Here is a 15,832-nt window from a genome sequence, read left to right on the forward strand (position 1 = left end):
AGGTTGCTTCTAAAGTTGCAGCAGATATCCGTTTGATGTAACGATGAGAACTTTAATTTGCATATAGAGAGGAGACAGAGTAGATGGCGAAAGATGATGTAATTGAAGTCGAAGGGACAGTTGTTGAGACTTTGCCAAACGCGATGTTTAAGGTAGAATTAGAAAATGGACATGTGATTCTAGCACACGTATCTGGTAAGATTCGTATGCACTTTATCCGTATTCTACCTGGAGATAAGGTTACTATTGAGTTATCTCCTTATGATTTAACTCGCGGTCGTATCACATACCGTTTTAAATAATCTTTTGCGCTCCGGACTACTAAGGAGGTTAGGTTAGATGAAAGTGAGACCATCTGTGAAACCGATCTGCGAAAAATGTAAAGTAATTCGCCGACGCGGTAAAGTAATGGTAATCTGTGAAAATCCTAAACATAAACAAAAACAAGGTTAATTCTAAAGGAGGTGCACAACGTACATGGCACGTATTGCTGGTGTTGATATTCCTCGCGACAAACGCGTGGTAATTTCATTAACGTACATTTTCGGTATTGGTAAAACTACAGCTCAGAAAGTACTAGCTGATGCAGGTATTTCAGAAGATACACGCGTACGCGACTTAACTGAAGATGAGTTAAACAAAATCCGTGAACAATTAGATTCATACAAACTTGAAGGTGACTTACGTCGCGAAACTTCATTAAATATTAAACGTCTGATGGAAATCGGTTCATTCCGTGGTATCCGTCACCGTCGTGGCTTACCTGTTCGTGGTCAAAATACGAAGAACAATGCGCGTACGCGTAAAGGTCCTCGTAAAACAGTTGCGAACAAGAAAAAATAATTGGTAAAGGAGGTTCCTTCTTAACATGGCTCGTAAACAACAAACTCGTAAACGTCGTGTGAAAAAGAATATCGAATCTGGTATCGCACACATTCGTTCTACATTTAACAATACAATCGTAACGATTACAGATATGCAAGGTAACGCTGTATCTTGGTCAAGTGCTGGTGCTCTTGGTTTCCGTGGTTCACGTAAATCTACACCATTCGCTGCTCAAATGGCTGCAGAAACTGCTGCTAAAACATCCCTTGAACATGGTCTGAAAACGTTGGAAGTAACTGTTAAAGGTCCTGGTGCTGGTCGTGAAGCTGCTATTCGTGCACTTCAAGCTGCTGGTTTAGAAGTAACTGCTATTAAAGACGTTACTCCAGTTCCTCATAATGGTTGCCGTCCGCCAAAACGTCGTCGCGTGTAATGGGTGCGTCTCATATTGTATGAGAACATCATTTTTTGTACAGACTGTCTTGTGCAGATAATAAACGATACGTCATTGACGATCGAATCTATGATGGAAAGAACCTATACATTCGATGTTTTGAAGGAGGGTAAATAAAATGATCGAAATTGAAAAACCAAAGATTGAAACGGTGGAGATCAGCGAAGATTCCAAATATGGAAAGTTTGTTGTAGAACCGCTTGAACGCGGATATGGAAACACTTTGGGTAATTCTTTACGTCGTATCCTTCTGTCTTCATTACCAGGAGCTGCTGTCACTTCAATTCAAATTGATGGTGTTCTTCACGAATTCTCAACTGTAGAAGGCGTAGTAGAAGATGTAGCTTCAATCATTTTGAACGTGAAAAAACTAGCTCTTAAAATCTACTCTGACGAAGAAAAAGTTATTGAGATTGATGTTAAAGGCGATGGTACAGTTACGGCTGCTGACATTACACATGACAGTGACGTAGAAATTTTAAACCCAGATCTATATATTGCAACAATCGCTAAAAACGGTCATTTACGTATGCGTATGTATGCACAACGCGGCCGTGGTTACACTCCTGCTGATCAAAACAAACGTGAGGATCTTCCTATCGGCGTGATCCCGATCGACTCTATTTACACTCCAGTATCACGCGTCAATTTCCAAGTGGAAAATACTCGTGTTGGTCAGTCTTCTGACTACGACAAACTTTCTCTTGATGTGTGGACAGATGGCAGCATCGGTCCGAAAGAGGCGATTTCGCTCGGAGCAAAAATTTTAACCGAGCATCTTAACATCTTCGTTGGCATGACAGATGAGGCACAAACTGCTGAAATCATGGTCGAAAAAGAAGAAGATCAAAAAGAAAAAGTTTTAGAGATGACTATCGAAGAGCTTGATCTTTCTGTTCGTTCTTATAACTGTTTAAAACGCGCTGGTATTAATACAGTACTAGAACTTGCGAATAAATCAGAAGACGACATGATGAAAGTTCGTAACCTTGGACGCAAGTCATTAGAAGAAGTAAAAGCGAAGTTAGAAGAGCTTGGTTTAGGATTACGCAAAGAAGACTAAGCGATTTAAACACAACTAACAAGATCAGATTTTTTTCTATAAAGGAGGGAAACATCCATGGGTTACAGAAAACTTGGTCGTACAAGTTCTCAACGTAAAGCGATGTTACGTGACTTAGCTACTGATTTAATCATCAACGAGCGTATCGAAACTACTGAGGCTCGCGCTAAAGAAGTACGTAAAGCTGTTGAAAAAATGATTACTTTAGGTAAACGCGGAGATTTACATGCACGCCGTCAAGCTGCTGCATTTATCCGTCGTGAACTAGTAACAACGACTGATGCAGAAGGTAACGAATCAACATCATTTGCACTTCAAAAGTTATTTGATGATGTTGCACCACGTTATGCTGAGCGTCAAGGTGGTTACACTCGTATTCTTAAAGTAGGTCCTCGTCGTGGCGACGGTGCACCTGTTGTTGTGATTGAACTAGTTTAATCATAAGAGAAAACTTGTGGTGAAGAGGGTGGGAATCACCACCCTCTTTCTTTATAAATGATTTATACGACAAATAATTAAGCTGAGCGTTATGATGAGCGGACACTTATTAGTGTGGCGTCTCGTTTAGCTCTCCGCACCTCATTCAGGAGAAATAAGGGCTTGAGCACCCATATTTCTTGTAAATGTAACGACTAGCGCATTTCTATCGAATGAGGTGCGCGCTTTTTTATTAGATTAGATGGCGCCAATTTGTGGTGCTTTTTTTAATATATGGGTGTTATTTTGTTATTTATTAAACCAATATCAATTTGAGTTGTTATTGTAGTATTTTTCTTTTATCGACATACGGATTGTAGTAGAATTCATACATAAAAAAGTGTAAGTTAATTAGTAGAGCTGAGCGTAGGGAGAGGAGTTCTAGATATGCCTGAAATTTTATCTTTAAATAATGTCACTTTTTCATATACACCAGAAAATCCAAATAGTCGTAATGCTGTTGAAAATGTTAGCTTTGCTGTGGAAGAAGGTGAGTGGATTGCTATAGTAGGACATAATGGTTCTGGTAAGTCCACTATTGCCAAGCTGATGAATGGTTTATTGTTTCCTCAACAGGGAGATGTACGAATATTGCGAGAACCCTTGAATGAAGAAAATCTTTGGGAATCTCGCTCCTTAATGGGAATGGTCTTTCAAAACCCTGACAATCAATTCGTTGGAGCAACGGTACAGGATGATGTAGCATTTGCCTTGGAAAACAACGGTATCCCCTTTGAAGAAATGGTAAAACGTGTACATGCGGCACTCGAACAGGTAAAAATGAGTCAGTTTTTAGACCATGAGCCACATCATTTATCTGGTGGACAAAAACAGCGTGTAGCCATTGCTGGGGCACTTGCATTAAAGCCGAAGCTTTTAATTTTAGATGAGGCTACATCCATGTTAGATCCTCAGGGACGTGCGGAGGTGTTACAAACGGTTCAAACATTACGTGCAGAAACAGGATTAACAGTTTTATCTATTACCCATGATTTAGAAGAGGCAATGTTAGCGGATCGTGTTCTTTTTATGAATGATGGTAAGAAATTTGCAGAAGGTACACCTGCTGAAATCTTTGCACTTGGGGACAAGCTAGTTGAATTTGGACTAGATTTGCCATTTGCCTTGAAGTTATCAAAGCTATTGCAAAAGGAAGGTGTTCCATTAATGGGGCAACATATGACAGAAGAAGAGTTGGTGAATGATTTATGGACATCAAACTTCAACAAGTAAGCTATGCCTATGCACAAGGAACGCCCTTTGAAAAACGGGCATTATTCGATGTGAATTTTGACATTCCATCTCATACTTATCAAGCGATAATTGGCCATACCGGTTCTGGGAAATCTACGATTCTGCAGCATTTTAACGCACTTCTAAGACCTACTTCTGGAGAAGTACATATAGGGGATCGTCTTATTGTAGCTGGGAAAAAAGCAAAGGATTTAAAAGCTGTAAGACAAAAGGTCGGCATTGTCTTTCAATTTCCAGAGCATCAACTATTTGAAGAAACCGTGTTGAAGGACATTATGTTTGGCCCAATGAACTTTGGTATATCAGAGGAGGAGGCTGAAGCTCGTGCAAGAGAACTTGTCAGCTTAGTCGGTTTGCCAGATAACGTTTTGGATAAATCACCGTTTGATTTATCAGGTGGTCAAATGCGTCGAGTAGCGATTGCAGGCGTTTTGGCGATGGACCCTGAGGTTATTGTCTTAGATGAACCAACCGCAGGTCTTGATCCACGTGGTCAAAAGGAAATTATGGATATGTTTTATCAGCTCCATCAAGAACGTCATCTTACAACCATTCTAGTAACCCATAGTATGGAGGATGCAGCTCGTTATGCAGATAATATTGTGATTATGCATGAAGGAAAGAATGTCTTAAGAGGATCACCACGAGTTATTTTTAAAGATGTTGCAACATTAAAGGAATTCCGTTTAGAGCCACCACGTATTGTCCGCTTTCAGCAAAAGATTGAGCACATGATGGGGCATTCCTTGTCTAAGGTTTGCTTAACAGAGGAAGAGCTTGCTGCTGAAATTGCTCAAGCCCTTAGAGAGGAGCGTGCAGAGTCATGATGGAAAAAATGATCTTTGGTCGCTTCTTACCTGGTGATTCACCTGTACACAAACTTGATCCACGGTCAAAGCTGATCTTTGTGTTCGCCTTTATTATTATTGTGTTTTTAGCCAATAATACCGTGACATATGCTATGTTACTCGCATTCACGCTACTGATTGTATTAGTATCGCGCATTCGTCTATACTTTTTAATAAATGGACTCAAACCAGTACTCTTTTTGATGGCCTTCACATTCCTTCTCCATATTTTCATGACGAAGGAAGGCGTCCCTGTGTTTGAATCAAAATTCATTACGATTTATGACGAAGGGATTAGGCGGGGAATATTTATCTCAATTCGTTTTCTAGTATTAGTATTTATGACGTCAATCTTAACGTTAACTACATCACCGATTTCCATTACAGATGGTATCGAGGTTCTACTGAATCCCTTAAAAGCAATAAAAGTACCCGTACATGAATTGGCTTTAATGATGTCCATCTCATTACGCTTTATTCCAACCTTAATGGATGAGACGGATAAAATTATGAAGGCACAAATGGCAAGAGGCTCTGATTTATCATCTGGGCCAATTAAGGACCGTATAAAGGCAGTGGTACCATTGCTTGTGCCTCTCTTTGTCAGTGCATTTAAACGGGCTGAGGATTTAGCAACAGCGATGGAAGTAAGAGGCTATCGCGGTGGTGAAGGACGCACTAGGTACCGTAGGTTAAAATGGGATATGGGGGACACATTTGCGATTGTGTTATTAGTAGCAATAGGCGTATTGCTATTCTTCTATAGAAGTTAAAGGAGTAGGCTATATGCGACGATTAAAAGTAATTATAAGCTATGATGGCACACTTTTTTCGGGCTATCAGGTACAGCCAGGTGAACGCACAGTGCAGGCTGAGCTTGAGCGTGTTCTAGCTATTATGCATAAGGGAGAACAGGTTAAGGTAACCGCAAGTGGTCGTACAGATGCTAAAGTACATGCGACAGGGCAAACATTGCATTTCGACACACCACTTGCCATTCCAGCAGAAAAATATAGTAAGGCTTTGAATGTGCAACTGCCAAGAGATATTCGTGTATTATCGGTTGAGGAAGTGGCACATGACTTTCATGCGCGTTACGATGTGGCTGGAAAAAGATATCGCTATATTTGGTCTTGTGAGCCCATCCAAAGTCCATTCCGCAGATATTATACTGTGGAGACAAATGGGGTCAAACCTAACGTAGAGGCGATGCAAGAGGCAGCTAAGGCTATTATTGGTACACATGACTTTTCTTGTTTTTGCGCGGCGAATACAAGCGTGAAAGATAAAGTACGCACAGTAACATTGTTACAATTTGAATGGCATGGTGAAGAGCTACATATGGTGATTGAAGGGAATGGCTTCTTATATAATATGGTACGTATTATTGCAGGTACTCTTTGGGAGGTTGGGATAGGTCGACGTAAGATTGACAATGTGTCCCATGTAGTTGCTTCAGGTAATCGTGATAAGGCGGGAAAAACCGCTCCACCCCAAGGGCTATACTTAGAAAAAGTGTTCTATTAGTGGCGTTCTACAATTCTGAACAACTTCACCAGGTGTTTAATGAAATTGCTTGACTTTAAAAGTCATTCATTATATGATAACAGATGGTATTTTCATTACCACCACAAATAAGCCCCGAAACTTATAGTGTAGTCTAATGAAAAATAACGGTAATCGAATCGATTAGGAGGATATATACATGCGTACAACATTCATGGCTAAAGGTCACGAAGTAGACCGTAAATGGTTAGTAGTTGATGCAGAAGGCCAAACTCTTGGACGTTTAGCTTCTGAAGTAGCTGCAATCTTACGTGGTAAACATAAACCAACATTCACACCAAACGTTGACACAGGTGATCACGTAATCATCATCAACGCTGACAAAATCCATTTAACTGGTAACAAATTAGAGGGTAAATTATACCGTCACCACACTCAATTTGCGGGTGGTTTAAAAACACGTACTGCTGGTGAAATGCTAGATAAGTACCCAACAAGAATGATCGAATTAGCAGTTAAAGGAATGCTTCCTAAAAACTCTTTAGGTCGCAAAATGTTCACTAAACTTAATGTTTACACTGGAACAGAGCATCCACATGCTGCACAAAAACCAGAAGCATACGAGCTTCGCGGATAATATAAATTAAGAGGAGGATATTACTTTGGCACAAGTTCAATACATCGGCACTGGTCGCCGTAAAAGCTCTGTAGCTCGCGTACGTTTAGTACCAGGTACAGGTAAAATTGTTATCAACAAACGTGAAATCGAAGAATACGTACCATTCGCTGCATTACGCGAAGTAATTAAACAACCATTAGTAGCTACTGAAACTACAGGAAGCTATGATATCCACGTAAACGTTAACGGTGGTGGATACACTGGTCAAGCTGGTGCTGTTCGTCACGGTATCGCTCGTGCTCTACTTCAAGTAGACCCAGATTTCCGTGCTGCATTAAAATCAGCTGGATTACTTACTCGTGATTCACGCATGAAAGAACGTAAAAAACCAGGTCTACGCGGCGCTCGTCGTGCACCTCAGTTCTCAAAACGTTAATATCGTTGTTATATCAACGATTTCAAGCTCTTCTCAGGTTTACCTGAGAGGAGCTTTTTTTACGTCGATAACAAAAACAATATGATTTGTTCAGAATTTGTTTAACAGCCCTATGATAGGATGCCTAAGAGGACTAATGAAATACAGGTGAAAGTCATATTGCATAATGGATTTCATTCTAACTAACTGATAGTTTGATGTTATATATAATTGTGTTCAAGTAGGGGAGGGGTGATAGTGAAAAAAAATATTAGCATTACTTTGGCCATTATCATGCTATTTATTATCGTATACTTTATTGGCAATGGAGAGTATTTTGTTAGTAGTAGTCAGCCGATTGCGCAGAATGGGATCGTTACGATTGAAGAAAAAGAACTACAAGAAAAGACTATTTTAAAACTAGATGGAGAATGGTCTTTCTATCCAAATATCTTAATAGCATCAAGCGATTCATTCGACGCGTACGAGAGCGAGAAAATACCAATTGAGGTACCAGCTACTTGGAATAGCTTTGTAGAACCAAATGAGGAAGGGCTTACTGTAGGAACGTATCATGTTAAGATAAATGTACCAGTTGAAGGGGAATATGGATTATACATTCGTTCAATTCGTCAATCTAACCGTGTTTTCATAAATGGAAAAGATGTAGGTAGTAAGGGGAATCCGAGTGAAACCTTAAAGGACTTTAAGTTCGAAAATGATGATAAATATACGGTGTTTGCACCAAGTGAGAATCTAATGCTTGATATAGTAATTCATGTGGGGAATTATAATTATCCAAAATCCGGTATTACTTTTCCTATTGAGTTTGGAACAAAGGAAGCTATTCAAAGAGATTTTAGCATGAAAATTTTAGCAGAATCGTTTGTATGTATTGGTTATATTGTATTCGGTGCAATTTATATTATATCGTATAGTCAAAATCGGAAGCGTAAAGAAGAATTGTTTTTGGGGTTATTCACTATATTATTCGGACTGTACATGTCGTTTACAAATGAAAAAATATTTTTCCTTATTTTTCCACATTTAACTATAAATGAACAAGTACGTTTACAATTAGGGATTTTACCACTTGTTGATGTTTGTTTAGCATTATTTCTCTATTATTTGTATCCGGAGTTTATGAGGAAAAAAGCGATTTATATTATTAGTATTTTGTTAGGTTTACTTTTTTTTATCTATGGGATTTACAACCCGATGACAAAAAATAGTATGATTATACCAATAGAAAATCTAGTTCTTTCCCAAATAATCTTTGCAGTAATTTTTATTCCAGTTGGGCTTTATAATGTGTTTGTGCTATTACGTGTGCTTGTGAAAGGTGTAGATGGCTCACATTATATTCTAATTCTTTTAGTATCTCTTACTTGTTATACTTTTTTAATGGTAATGTATTACATTTTTGATATACCTATGGTTTATAGTGAACAATTATTGTTTATTTTTACACTCTATAGTTTTGCATCTCTGCTTAGCTTCCGAGCAAATACTTCTTTTAAGGAAGTTCAAGCGTTATCGGAAGAGCTTTTGATGCATAATCAAATGAAGGATGAGTTTTTATTGAAAACGTCTCATGAATTACGTACGCCTTTAAATGGTATTTTAAATATATCCAAATCATTAATGGAAGGTATACAAGGACCTTTAAAGCGTGAGCAACAAGAAAATGTCATTTTAATACATAATGTCGCGCAACGTTTAGGTTATTTAGTAGAGGATTTATTGATTTCTTCGAATCATATGACCGGAGAAGTTCGTGTTATCCCTCGTGTTGTTCCGATAAGCGTAATTGATGAAGTAATTGAGGAAATTCGTAGTTTAATGTCGAGTGATACATCCATAAGGTTAATGAGTGCAGTAGATTCTAATTTACCCCATATGTATACAGATGAATTACGATTGAAACAAGTGCTTTATAATTTACTTTATAATGCTCTGCAACATACAAAAAATGGACAAATTACAGTCTTAGCTAGTGTACGTAATGATTATATGGAAATACAAGTAAGCGATACTGGAATTGGTATACCATCACAAGACTTAGATCGAATTTTTAATTCCTTTTATCAAGTAAAGAAAGGTAAAAAAAGTGGGGGACTTGGGTTAGGATTAAGTATCTCAAAAAATATAGTAGAACAGTTAAATGGGGAAATTCATGTAACAAGTACATTAGGTGTTGGAACAATTTTTACATTTACGGTGCCACTTGCCACACTCGAAAAACTAGATATTGAAACACAACAACAGATAGGCAATCGAGCAGATAATACTATACTACAGCTAGATTTACCATTACTGCATAAAGGTAATGACAAAGCCATACTCATTGTTGATGATGATCATGTGAATATAAAAGTACTAGTGGACGCATTAATTCAAAAAGGCTATACCGTTATTGGAGTAGATAATGGGTTTGATGCGATAGATTATATAAAGAAACATAAAGTAGATTGTATGTTAGTCGATTTAATGATGAATGGTATGTCAGGCTATGAATTATGCAAACAAGTACGAAAGCAATACGATATGTTGGAATTACCGATTATAGTTTTAACAGCAATTATGCAGCATTCGGATTTAGTGTTATCTTTACAAGTTGGGGCAAATGATTATCTGCAAAAACCGATTGCGATGGATGAATTACTAGTGCGTATTCAATCATTACTAGCAGTTCGACAATCTTCCATTGATGCGATTGAAGATGAAATGAATTATTTATATGCGCAAGTAACTCCTCATTTTGTCTACAATACACTTAATACTATTATCGGCTTAAGCTATACAAATATAGAAAATACACGAGAGGCGTTATACAGTTTAGCAACCTATTTCCGTGCCAAGCTGAATGTCCATTATCGTAACAGCATGGTTTCAATAGAAGATGAAATAGATCTTGTAAAAGCATATCTCTATATTGAAAAAATGCGCTTTGGTGATCGTCTTACAGTTGCGTATGATATTGATGAGTCCATTCAATCTTTGATTCCAGCATTATCAATTCAGCCTATAGTTGAAAATGCAGTTTTTCACGGGATTTCGAAGAAAAAAGAAGGTGGTACTATTGAGGTGAGTGTGCAACGAGAAGGTCAATTTATACGTATTAAAATTTATGATAATGGGGTCGGTATCTCAGAAGAAAAGTTGCAACGATTAGTAAATGAAGAAAACTCACGTATTGGATTTACGAATCCTTTGAAAAAATTTAAGCTTATGAGAAATGCCAGTTTTCGTATATATAGTGAAGAAGGAAAAGGAACTACTGTTATTATTCTATTACCAGAAGAGAATTCGTAACCTTTACAAATGGCGTACCGTTTAAAGATGATTTGGTCTTTACGGAGTCAGAGGCAGACAAAACATCTATCCTAAGACTCTTTCTACTTTCGAGGAAAGAGTCTTTTTGTCATTCCATCATAAAAAGCAATCTGTGAAGTAACCCAAAGATTGCTTAACGTTATTCTTTTGAAATTGCAGGTGAAATTGATGCAACAGATAAGCTAATTCCGAAGTGAGGCCATCTAGAAAAGTATATGATCAAATCTCCTATAGTGTTAACTGTTATTTCGTTCGGGTACAGCTTCTTTTAAAATTTGCTCAATCTCATAAAAGCCTAGTTTTTTTGCATGCTGCAATGGTGTGACACCATCTTGATCTCCAATAGTTATATCAGCACCATGATCCACCAATAATTGCACAATTTCTTGATGTTTCTCCCCGCCATTGCCTAATATGACTGCCTCCAATAGAGCTGTCCAATGCAAATTATTAATGTGATTGACATGAATGTCCGAGTGATTAAGTAGCTCTCGGACCACCTCAATATGTCCACGTTCGGATGCAGGGATGATGGCAATTCCACCAAAGCGATTAGTTAGCTTTGTATCTGCCCCTGCAGATATGGCAAGTTTAACGATTTCTAAATAGCCTGATGCCCCTGCATGTAAAAGTACGTTCTCAAGGTTATTATCTCTAATATTAATATCAGCACCATGTTGAATGAGCACCTTCACAGTATCCACCTGGTTATTATAAGTGGCAGCTAAGACAGGGGTTCTTCCATTCTGATCCGTTGTATTAATATTGATGCCTTTTTGCAGAAGTGCTAATACTTTATCAATATCACCGTTCGCTGCTGAAAGTATTAATTGATCATTCATTTTTCCACCCTCTTTTCTTTGGTTAAAACAGCCAAATGACTAATGGTATATCACTGTAGCCTACTTTTCCGTTTATAAAAATATGGTAACATGTTGCGAATTATACGAGTAATATTAAAAAGATATGCTAGGCTTAGCTTTTTCCTATAATAAATAATGTTGAAGTACTCGTTTGTGAGAAATGTCGATCACCCATAAATTAAGTATATGTAGAAAAAAATAAATAGCTTTTTACATAAACCTCACTATTAGTGTACAGATTTAATATATATTAAAAATATTTTCGTATAAGTTTATGTTTTTTTAAGAAATTATTTAGGGGGAGTTTAACATTCCACTTTAATATAGTTTTTAGAAGGTACAACAAACCTTTCATTTTTAAAAATTGTCATTATGGGTTTGATGTAATTCAAAATATAAACTAACCGATGGAGGTAAGTAGGTATGAAAAAATTATTAATAGTATCTGTTGCAGCTATTGCATTACTGGCAGCGTGTCAAGATAAGGAGCCTGCAAAAGGCAATAAGACAAATAGTGAGGAAGTTAAAACAGAAAGTACAGTAACAGAAAATACTGCCAAAGAGCAATTAACAAAGGGACAAGAAATGGCTAATGTTCTAAGTGGTACAAATTGGCAAGGTACAAAGGTTTATGATCAAGATCACAATGATTTAACGGCGGAGAACGCAAACTTCATTGGCTTAGCAAAATATGATGCCCAGACAGGTCATTATGAATTCTTTGACGCGGCTACAGGTAAAAGCCGTGAGGATAAAGGGACATTCTTTATCACAAATGATGGGAAACAAAGAATATTAATTTCCGAATCAAAAAACTACCAAGCAGTTGTCGAGATCACTGAGCTAAACGATAGTATCTTTACTTATAAGAGAATGGGTAAAGATGCTGCGGGCAATGATGTAGAAATATTCGTGGAACATATTCCATATAAAGAAAAAGAACTGGCATTTACTGATTCCGATAAAACGTTAGATGCTTCTACAGGTCAAATTGTTACAGACGTTGACGGAGATAAAATTCTCGCTGATACACTATGGCATGGAACAGTTGTGTTAGATGAAGCGGGTAATGATGTAACAGAATTCAATTCAAATTTCATTAGCATTGCAAAGTATGATGCAAATACAAATAAATATGAGTTCTTTAATCCTGAAACAGGTGAAAGTCGTGGAGACTATGGTTACTTTAATGTCATTCATGATAATAAAATAAGAGCGCATGTTTCTGTCGGTGATAATAAGTATGGTGTAGCTCTTGAAATTACAGAAATCAACGATAAGAAGTTCACGTATAAACGAACAGGTAAAGACAAAGATGGCAATGATATAACTGTATTTGTAGAGCATGAGCCATATACAGGTGAATTCAAACCTACTTTTACAAACCAATAAAATTCTTCCTCCCTTAATATAGAAGAAATTAAAACTCTCAAGTTTGTGACTTGGGAGTTTTTTTTACTTTCTGGCATAGTTCATCCACTAATTTCGTACACTAAATGTAAAAGGGTGGTGTATATGGGTGAAGCGCTGGCTTGCACTAGGAGTAATTATGCTTATGAGTATAGTGGTCGTGGCATATGAAACAAATGCTTCGGACCGTAACTTCTTCTTACCGGACCCACTTGGTGGCATAAAAATTGTCATTGATGCAGGGCATGGTGGTGAGGACGGAGGAGCTTCAAAGGGCGAAGTGATTGAAAAGGATATTACACTTGCAATTGCTCAGCATGTAGAGAAGCAATTAAAGAAAAAAGGCGCAACGGTTATAATGACACGAACAAAAAATGGTGATGTAATCGATGAGCATGCGCCATCAGAAAAATATGGAACAATGAGAGAACGGAAAAAGCAAGATATCTTCCTAAGAAAGGATATCGTGGAAAAGGAAAAGCCTGATGTATTTATAACTATTCATGCAAATGCCATTCCTGAAACAAAATGGCGTGGCGCACAGGTATTTTACCATAAGGAAGGACATGCTGATGGAGAGATTCTTGCCAAGAGTATTCAACAATCCATTCGCACTAATTTAAAAAATACAGACCGTGAAGCATTGTCTATTAAGCAAATCTATTTATTGAAGAAAGCGGAAGTACCTGCAGCTTTAGTGGAGACTGGTTTTATTAGTAATGATGAGGAACGAGCATTATTAGTGGACAAAAACTATCAAGAAAAAATGGCAGATGCCATAGTTGAAGGTATAGAAGACTATTTATTAGCCAAAATTGAGTAGAGCAACATCTACAACGTAAATCAAATCATTATGATATACTAATATTGAGACAATATAAGGGGAGTGTTCGTCGTGATTACTGAACAACAAGTACGAGAAATACTGGGACAACTACAAGATCCATTTTTACATAAATCGCTTGCAGAAACAGATGGTATTACGAACGTAGCAATAAAAGAAGAAAAAAATCATGTCAGTGTAAAAATTGCCATTGCTAAACTGAATACACCGGAACAATTACAACTACAAATGAAAGTTGTTGAGGTGTTGAAAGAAGCAGGTGTAAACACTGTTGGTATTCGTTTTGAAGAACTATCAACAGAAAAATTGCAAAGCTTCCGTGGCACAGCAACAGAGTCGGAAGCACAAGATATTTTATCTCCATTAAGCACAGTCCAAGTAATTTCAATTGCTTCTGGTAAAGGTGGAGTTGGTAAATCGACAGTATCAGTAAACTTAGCTGTTGCTTTAGCTCGTCTAGGAAAGAAAGTCGGCTTAATTGACGCAGATATTTATGGATTTAGTGTACCTGATATGATGGGTGTAACGGATATGCCTAAGGTAGTCGATAATCGTATTTTCCCAGTAGATCGCTTTGGGGTAAAAATGATTTCAATGGGCTTCTTTGTAGAAAATAACGCACCGATCGTATGGCGCGGACCAATGCTTGGTAAAGTATTAGATCAATTCTTCCGTGATGTTGAGTGGGGTGAATTAGATTATCTATTATTAGATTTACCTCCTGGCACAGGTGACGTTGCATTAGATATCCATCAAATGTTGCCATCATCAAAAGAAATTGTTGTAACAACTCCACACCCAACAGCAGCATTTGTTGCAGCTCGTGCAGGGGCAATGGCGCTTCAAACAGACCATGAAATTTTAGGAGTTATCGAAAACATGGCTTGGTTTGAATCTAAATCAGGTGACCGAGAATTTGTCTTTGGGCAAGGAGGAGGACCAAAGCTAGCTGACGAACTACGTACAGAGTTGCTTGGACAAATCCCGCTTGGGCAACCAGATTGGACAGATGAAGATTTTGCTCCTTCTGTATACGCTGAAAAACATACAACAGGACAAATTTATTTAGACATCGCGACGAAAATCATCGATAAATTAAATAAATAATAAAAAACGGATTTCCACCAGTTTTATGGGGAAATCCGTTTTTACATTACCAAGGTTACTCGGTACTTTTTTGTCCCTTATCCGATCCGCCACCACTATCGCCACTCGCTTCTTTCTTATCGCCACTTCCTGATGAACCTGTTTCGCCACTTTTCTTAATAAGTTCCTGCCATTTAGATTGCATTAAAGGGCTTTCGATCGTTTCCTTTACAACTTCCTCCATTTGCTTGCGCATATTGGATGATTTAAGGATAGTCTCCAACTGCTTTTGCATATCGGGTTGCCCGAAAAATGCCTCCATATCCTTTTGGAAAGTCGGATCTTTTATTAAGTTCTTCATAATATCCTGTTGCTGTTTTTGCATACTTTTCGCAACAGTTTCTTTAAACTTTGGATCTTCAAAGGTTTTTTTCCAAAAGTCTTCTGCTTCCTTGGAAAGTAAAGTTTCCTCGGTAGCTTTTTTCACTTCATCATGCTCTAAAATCAAGAGCTCACGGAAACTCGGCTCTTCTAAAAGCTGTCGCAATGCCTTTTTACCATCCTCTGTTTGTAAAGAGTCAATCATGATTTTTTTTATTTCATCATAGGACATGGTAGAGGTTTTATCTTGTGAACAGGCAGAAAGAAAAAGCATTAGAATCAGTAATAAGGTGAATTTTCGCATCGACAATCAGTCCTTTCTCTAGATAGACTCTTTCAATTATTGTTCACATTTCTCAGGACTTTATGTATTGGTTAGGATGAGAAATAGCTTTTTTAACAAGGCATTGATAAAATAAGGACAGATATATTGAGAAATTGGGGGACTTTT

17 protein-coding genes and 1 pseudogene are annotated in these 15,832 nt (G+C 37.6%); 16 read left to right on the top strand and 2 right to left on the bottom strand.

The genetic code is table 11. From position 1 onward, the window contains the following. Positions 1–83 precede the first annotated feature (83 nt). The 13 genes from infA (at position 84) to AAJG31_RS14480 (ending at position 10,776) form a co-directional block, all read left to right on the top strand. Positions 84–302 carry a translation initiation factor IF-1 gene (infA, locus tag AAJG31_RS14420; RefSeq protein WP_004233690.1) on the top strand — a complete coding sequence of 73 codons (219 nt, stop codon included), beginning with the start codon at positions 84–86 and terminating at the stop codon, positions 300–302. A 37-nt stretch (positions 303–339) separates the two neighbouring features. Further along, positions 340–453 carry a 50S ribosomal protein L36 gene (gene rpmJ, locus AAJG31_RS14425; protein WP_000868344.1) on the top strand — a complete coding sequence of 38 codons (114 nt, stop codon included), beginning with the start codon at positions 340–342 and terminating at the stop codon, positions 451–453. Between the two features lie 24 nt (positions 454–477). After that, positions 478–843: a 30S ribosomal protein S13 gene (rpsM, locus tag AAJG31_RS14430; protein ID WP_004233729.1), complete on the top strand. Its 366-nt coding sequence runs from the start codon at positions 478–480 to the stop codon at positions 841–843. A 25-nt stretch (positions 844–868) separates the two neighbouring features. After that, on the top strand, positions 869–1,258 hold the full coding sequence (rpsK, locus tag AAJG31_RS14435) for a 30S ribosomal protein S11 (RefSeq protein ID WP_004233731.1): 390 nt from the start codon (positions 869–871) through the stop codon (positions 1,256–1,258). Between the two features lie 139 nt (positions 1,259–1,397). Continuing rightward, the gene (locus tag AAJG31_RS14440; RefSeq protein ID WP_004233733.1) at positions 1,398–2,342 is read left to right on the top strand and encodes a DNA-directed RNA polymerase subunit alpha; all 945 of its coding nucleotides are present in this window, start codon (positions 1,398–1,400) and stop codon (positions 2,340–2,342) included. A 57-nt stretch (positions 2,343–2,399) separates the two neighbouring features. Beyond that, the gene (gene rplQ, locus AAJG31_RS14445) at positions 2,400–2,780 is read left to right on the top strand and encodes a 50S ribosomal protein L17 (protein WP_008181938.1); all 381 of its coding nucleotides are present in this window, start codon (positions 2,400–2,402) and stop codon (positions 2,778–2,780) included. 426 nt (positions 2,781–3,206) lie between these two features. After that, entirely contained in the window at positions 3,207–4,052 is an 846-nt protein-coding gene (locus tag AAJG31_RS14450; RefSeq protein ID WP_115673256.1) for an energy-coupling factor ABC transporter ATP-binding protein, read from the top strand. Next, positions 4,028–4,900, top strand: coding sequence for an energy-coupling factor ABC transporter ATP-binding protein (locus AAJG31_RS14455; RefSeq protein ID WP_279493435.1), 873 nt, complete (start codon positions 4,028–4,030; stop codon positions 4,898–4,900). The genes AAJG31_RS14450 and AAJG31_RS14455 overlap by 25 nt, the downstream gene beginning before the upstream one ends. Further along, positions 4,897–5,694, top strand: coding sequence for an energy-coupling factor transporter transmembrane protein EcfT (locus tag AAJG31_RS14460; protein WP_004233739.1), 798 nt, complete (start codon positions 4,897–4,899; stop codon positions 5,692–5,694). Before AAJG31_RS14455 ends, AAJG31_RS14460 begins: the two co-directional genes overlap by 4 nt. Positions 5,695–5,707: 13 nt before the next feature. Further along, positions 5,708–6,448 carry a tRNA pseudouridine(38-40) synthase TruA gene (gene truA, locus AAJG31_RS14465; RefSeq protein WP_066038306.1) on the top strand — a complete coding sequence of 247 codons (741 nt, stop codon included), beginning with the start codon at positions 5,708–5,710 and terminating at the stop codon, positions 6,446–6,448. Between the two features lie 178 nt (positions 6,449–6,626). Continuing rightward, a complete protein-coding gene (rplM, locus tag AAJG31_RS14470) occupies positions 6,627–7,064 on the top strand; it encodes a 50S ribosomal protein L13 (protein WP_004233742.1) in 438 nt (145 codons plus the stop codon). 25 nt (positions 7,065–7,089) lie between these two features. Next, positions 7,090–7,482, top strand: a complete 393-nt coding sequence (rpsI, locus tag AAJG31_RS14475) for a 30S ribosomal protein S9 (protein WP_004233744.1) — start codon at positions 7,090–7,092, stop codon at positions 7,480–7,482. Positions 7,483–7,719: 237 nt separating this feature from the next. Continuing rightward, positions 7,720–10,776, top strand: a complete 3,057-nt coding sequence (locus AAJG31_RS14480) for an ATP-binding protein (protein ID WP_279493431.1) — start codon at positions 7,720–7,722, stop codon at positions 10,774–10,776. Between the two features lie 257 nt (positions 10,777–11,033). On the opposite strand, the gene AAJG31_RS14485 is transcribed toward AAJG31_RS14480, so the two are convergent. Beyond that, a complete protein-coding gene (locus AAJG31_RS14485) occupies positions 11,034–11,639 on the bottom strand; it encodes an ankyrin repeat domain-containing protein (protein ID WP_279493429.1) in 606 nt (201 codons plus the stop codon). A gap of 585 nt (positions 11,640–12,224) precedes the next feature. Here AAJG31_RS14485 and AAJG31_RS14490 point away from each other — a divergent pair. The 3 genes and pseudogenes from AAJG31_RS14490 to AAJG31_RS14500 form a co-directional block, all read left to right on the top strand. Continuing rightward, positions 12,225–13,052: pseudogene (locus tag AAJG31_RS14490) on the top strand (DUF4822 domain-containing protein); the annotation flags it as partial. 127 nt (positions 13,053–13,179) lie between these two features. Continuing rightward, positions 13,180–13,893, top strand: a complete 714-nt coding sequence (locus tag AAJG31_RS14495; protein ID WP_004233756.1) for an N-acetylmuramoyl-L-alanine amidase — start codon at positions 13,180–13,182, stop codon at positions 13,891–13,893. Positions 13,894–13,965: 72 nt separating this feature from the next. After that, a complete protein-coding gene (locus AAJG31_RS14500) occupies positions 13,966–15,021 on the top strand; it encodes a P-loop NTPase (protein WP_004233758.1) in 1,056 nt (351 codons plus the stop codon). A gap of 55 nt (positions 15,022–15,076) precedes the next feature. Here AAJG31_RS14500 and gerD read toward each other — a convergent pair whose 3' ends face one another. Next, on the bottom strand, positions 15,077–15,685 hold the full coding sequence (gerD, locus tag AAJG31_RS14505) for a spore germination lipoprotein GerD (protein WP_004233763.1): 609 nt from the start codon (positions 15,683–15,685) through the stop codon (positions 15,077–15,079). Positions 15,686–15,832: the final 147 nt, after the last annotated feature.

Source organism: Lysinibacillus sp. BS3 (assembly GCF_039614735.1).
GTDB lineage: Bacteria > Bacillota > Bacilli > Bacillales_A > Planococcaceae > Lysinibacillus > Lysinibacillus capsici.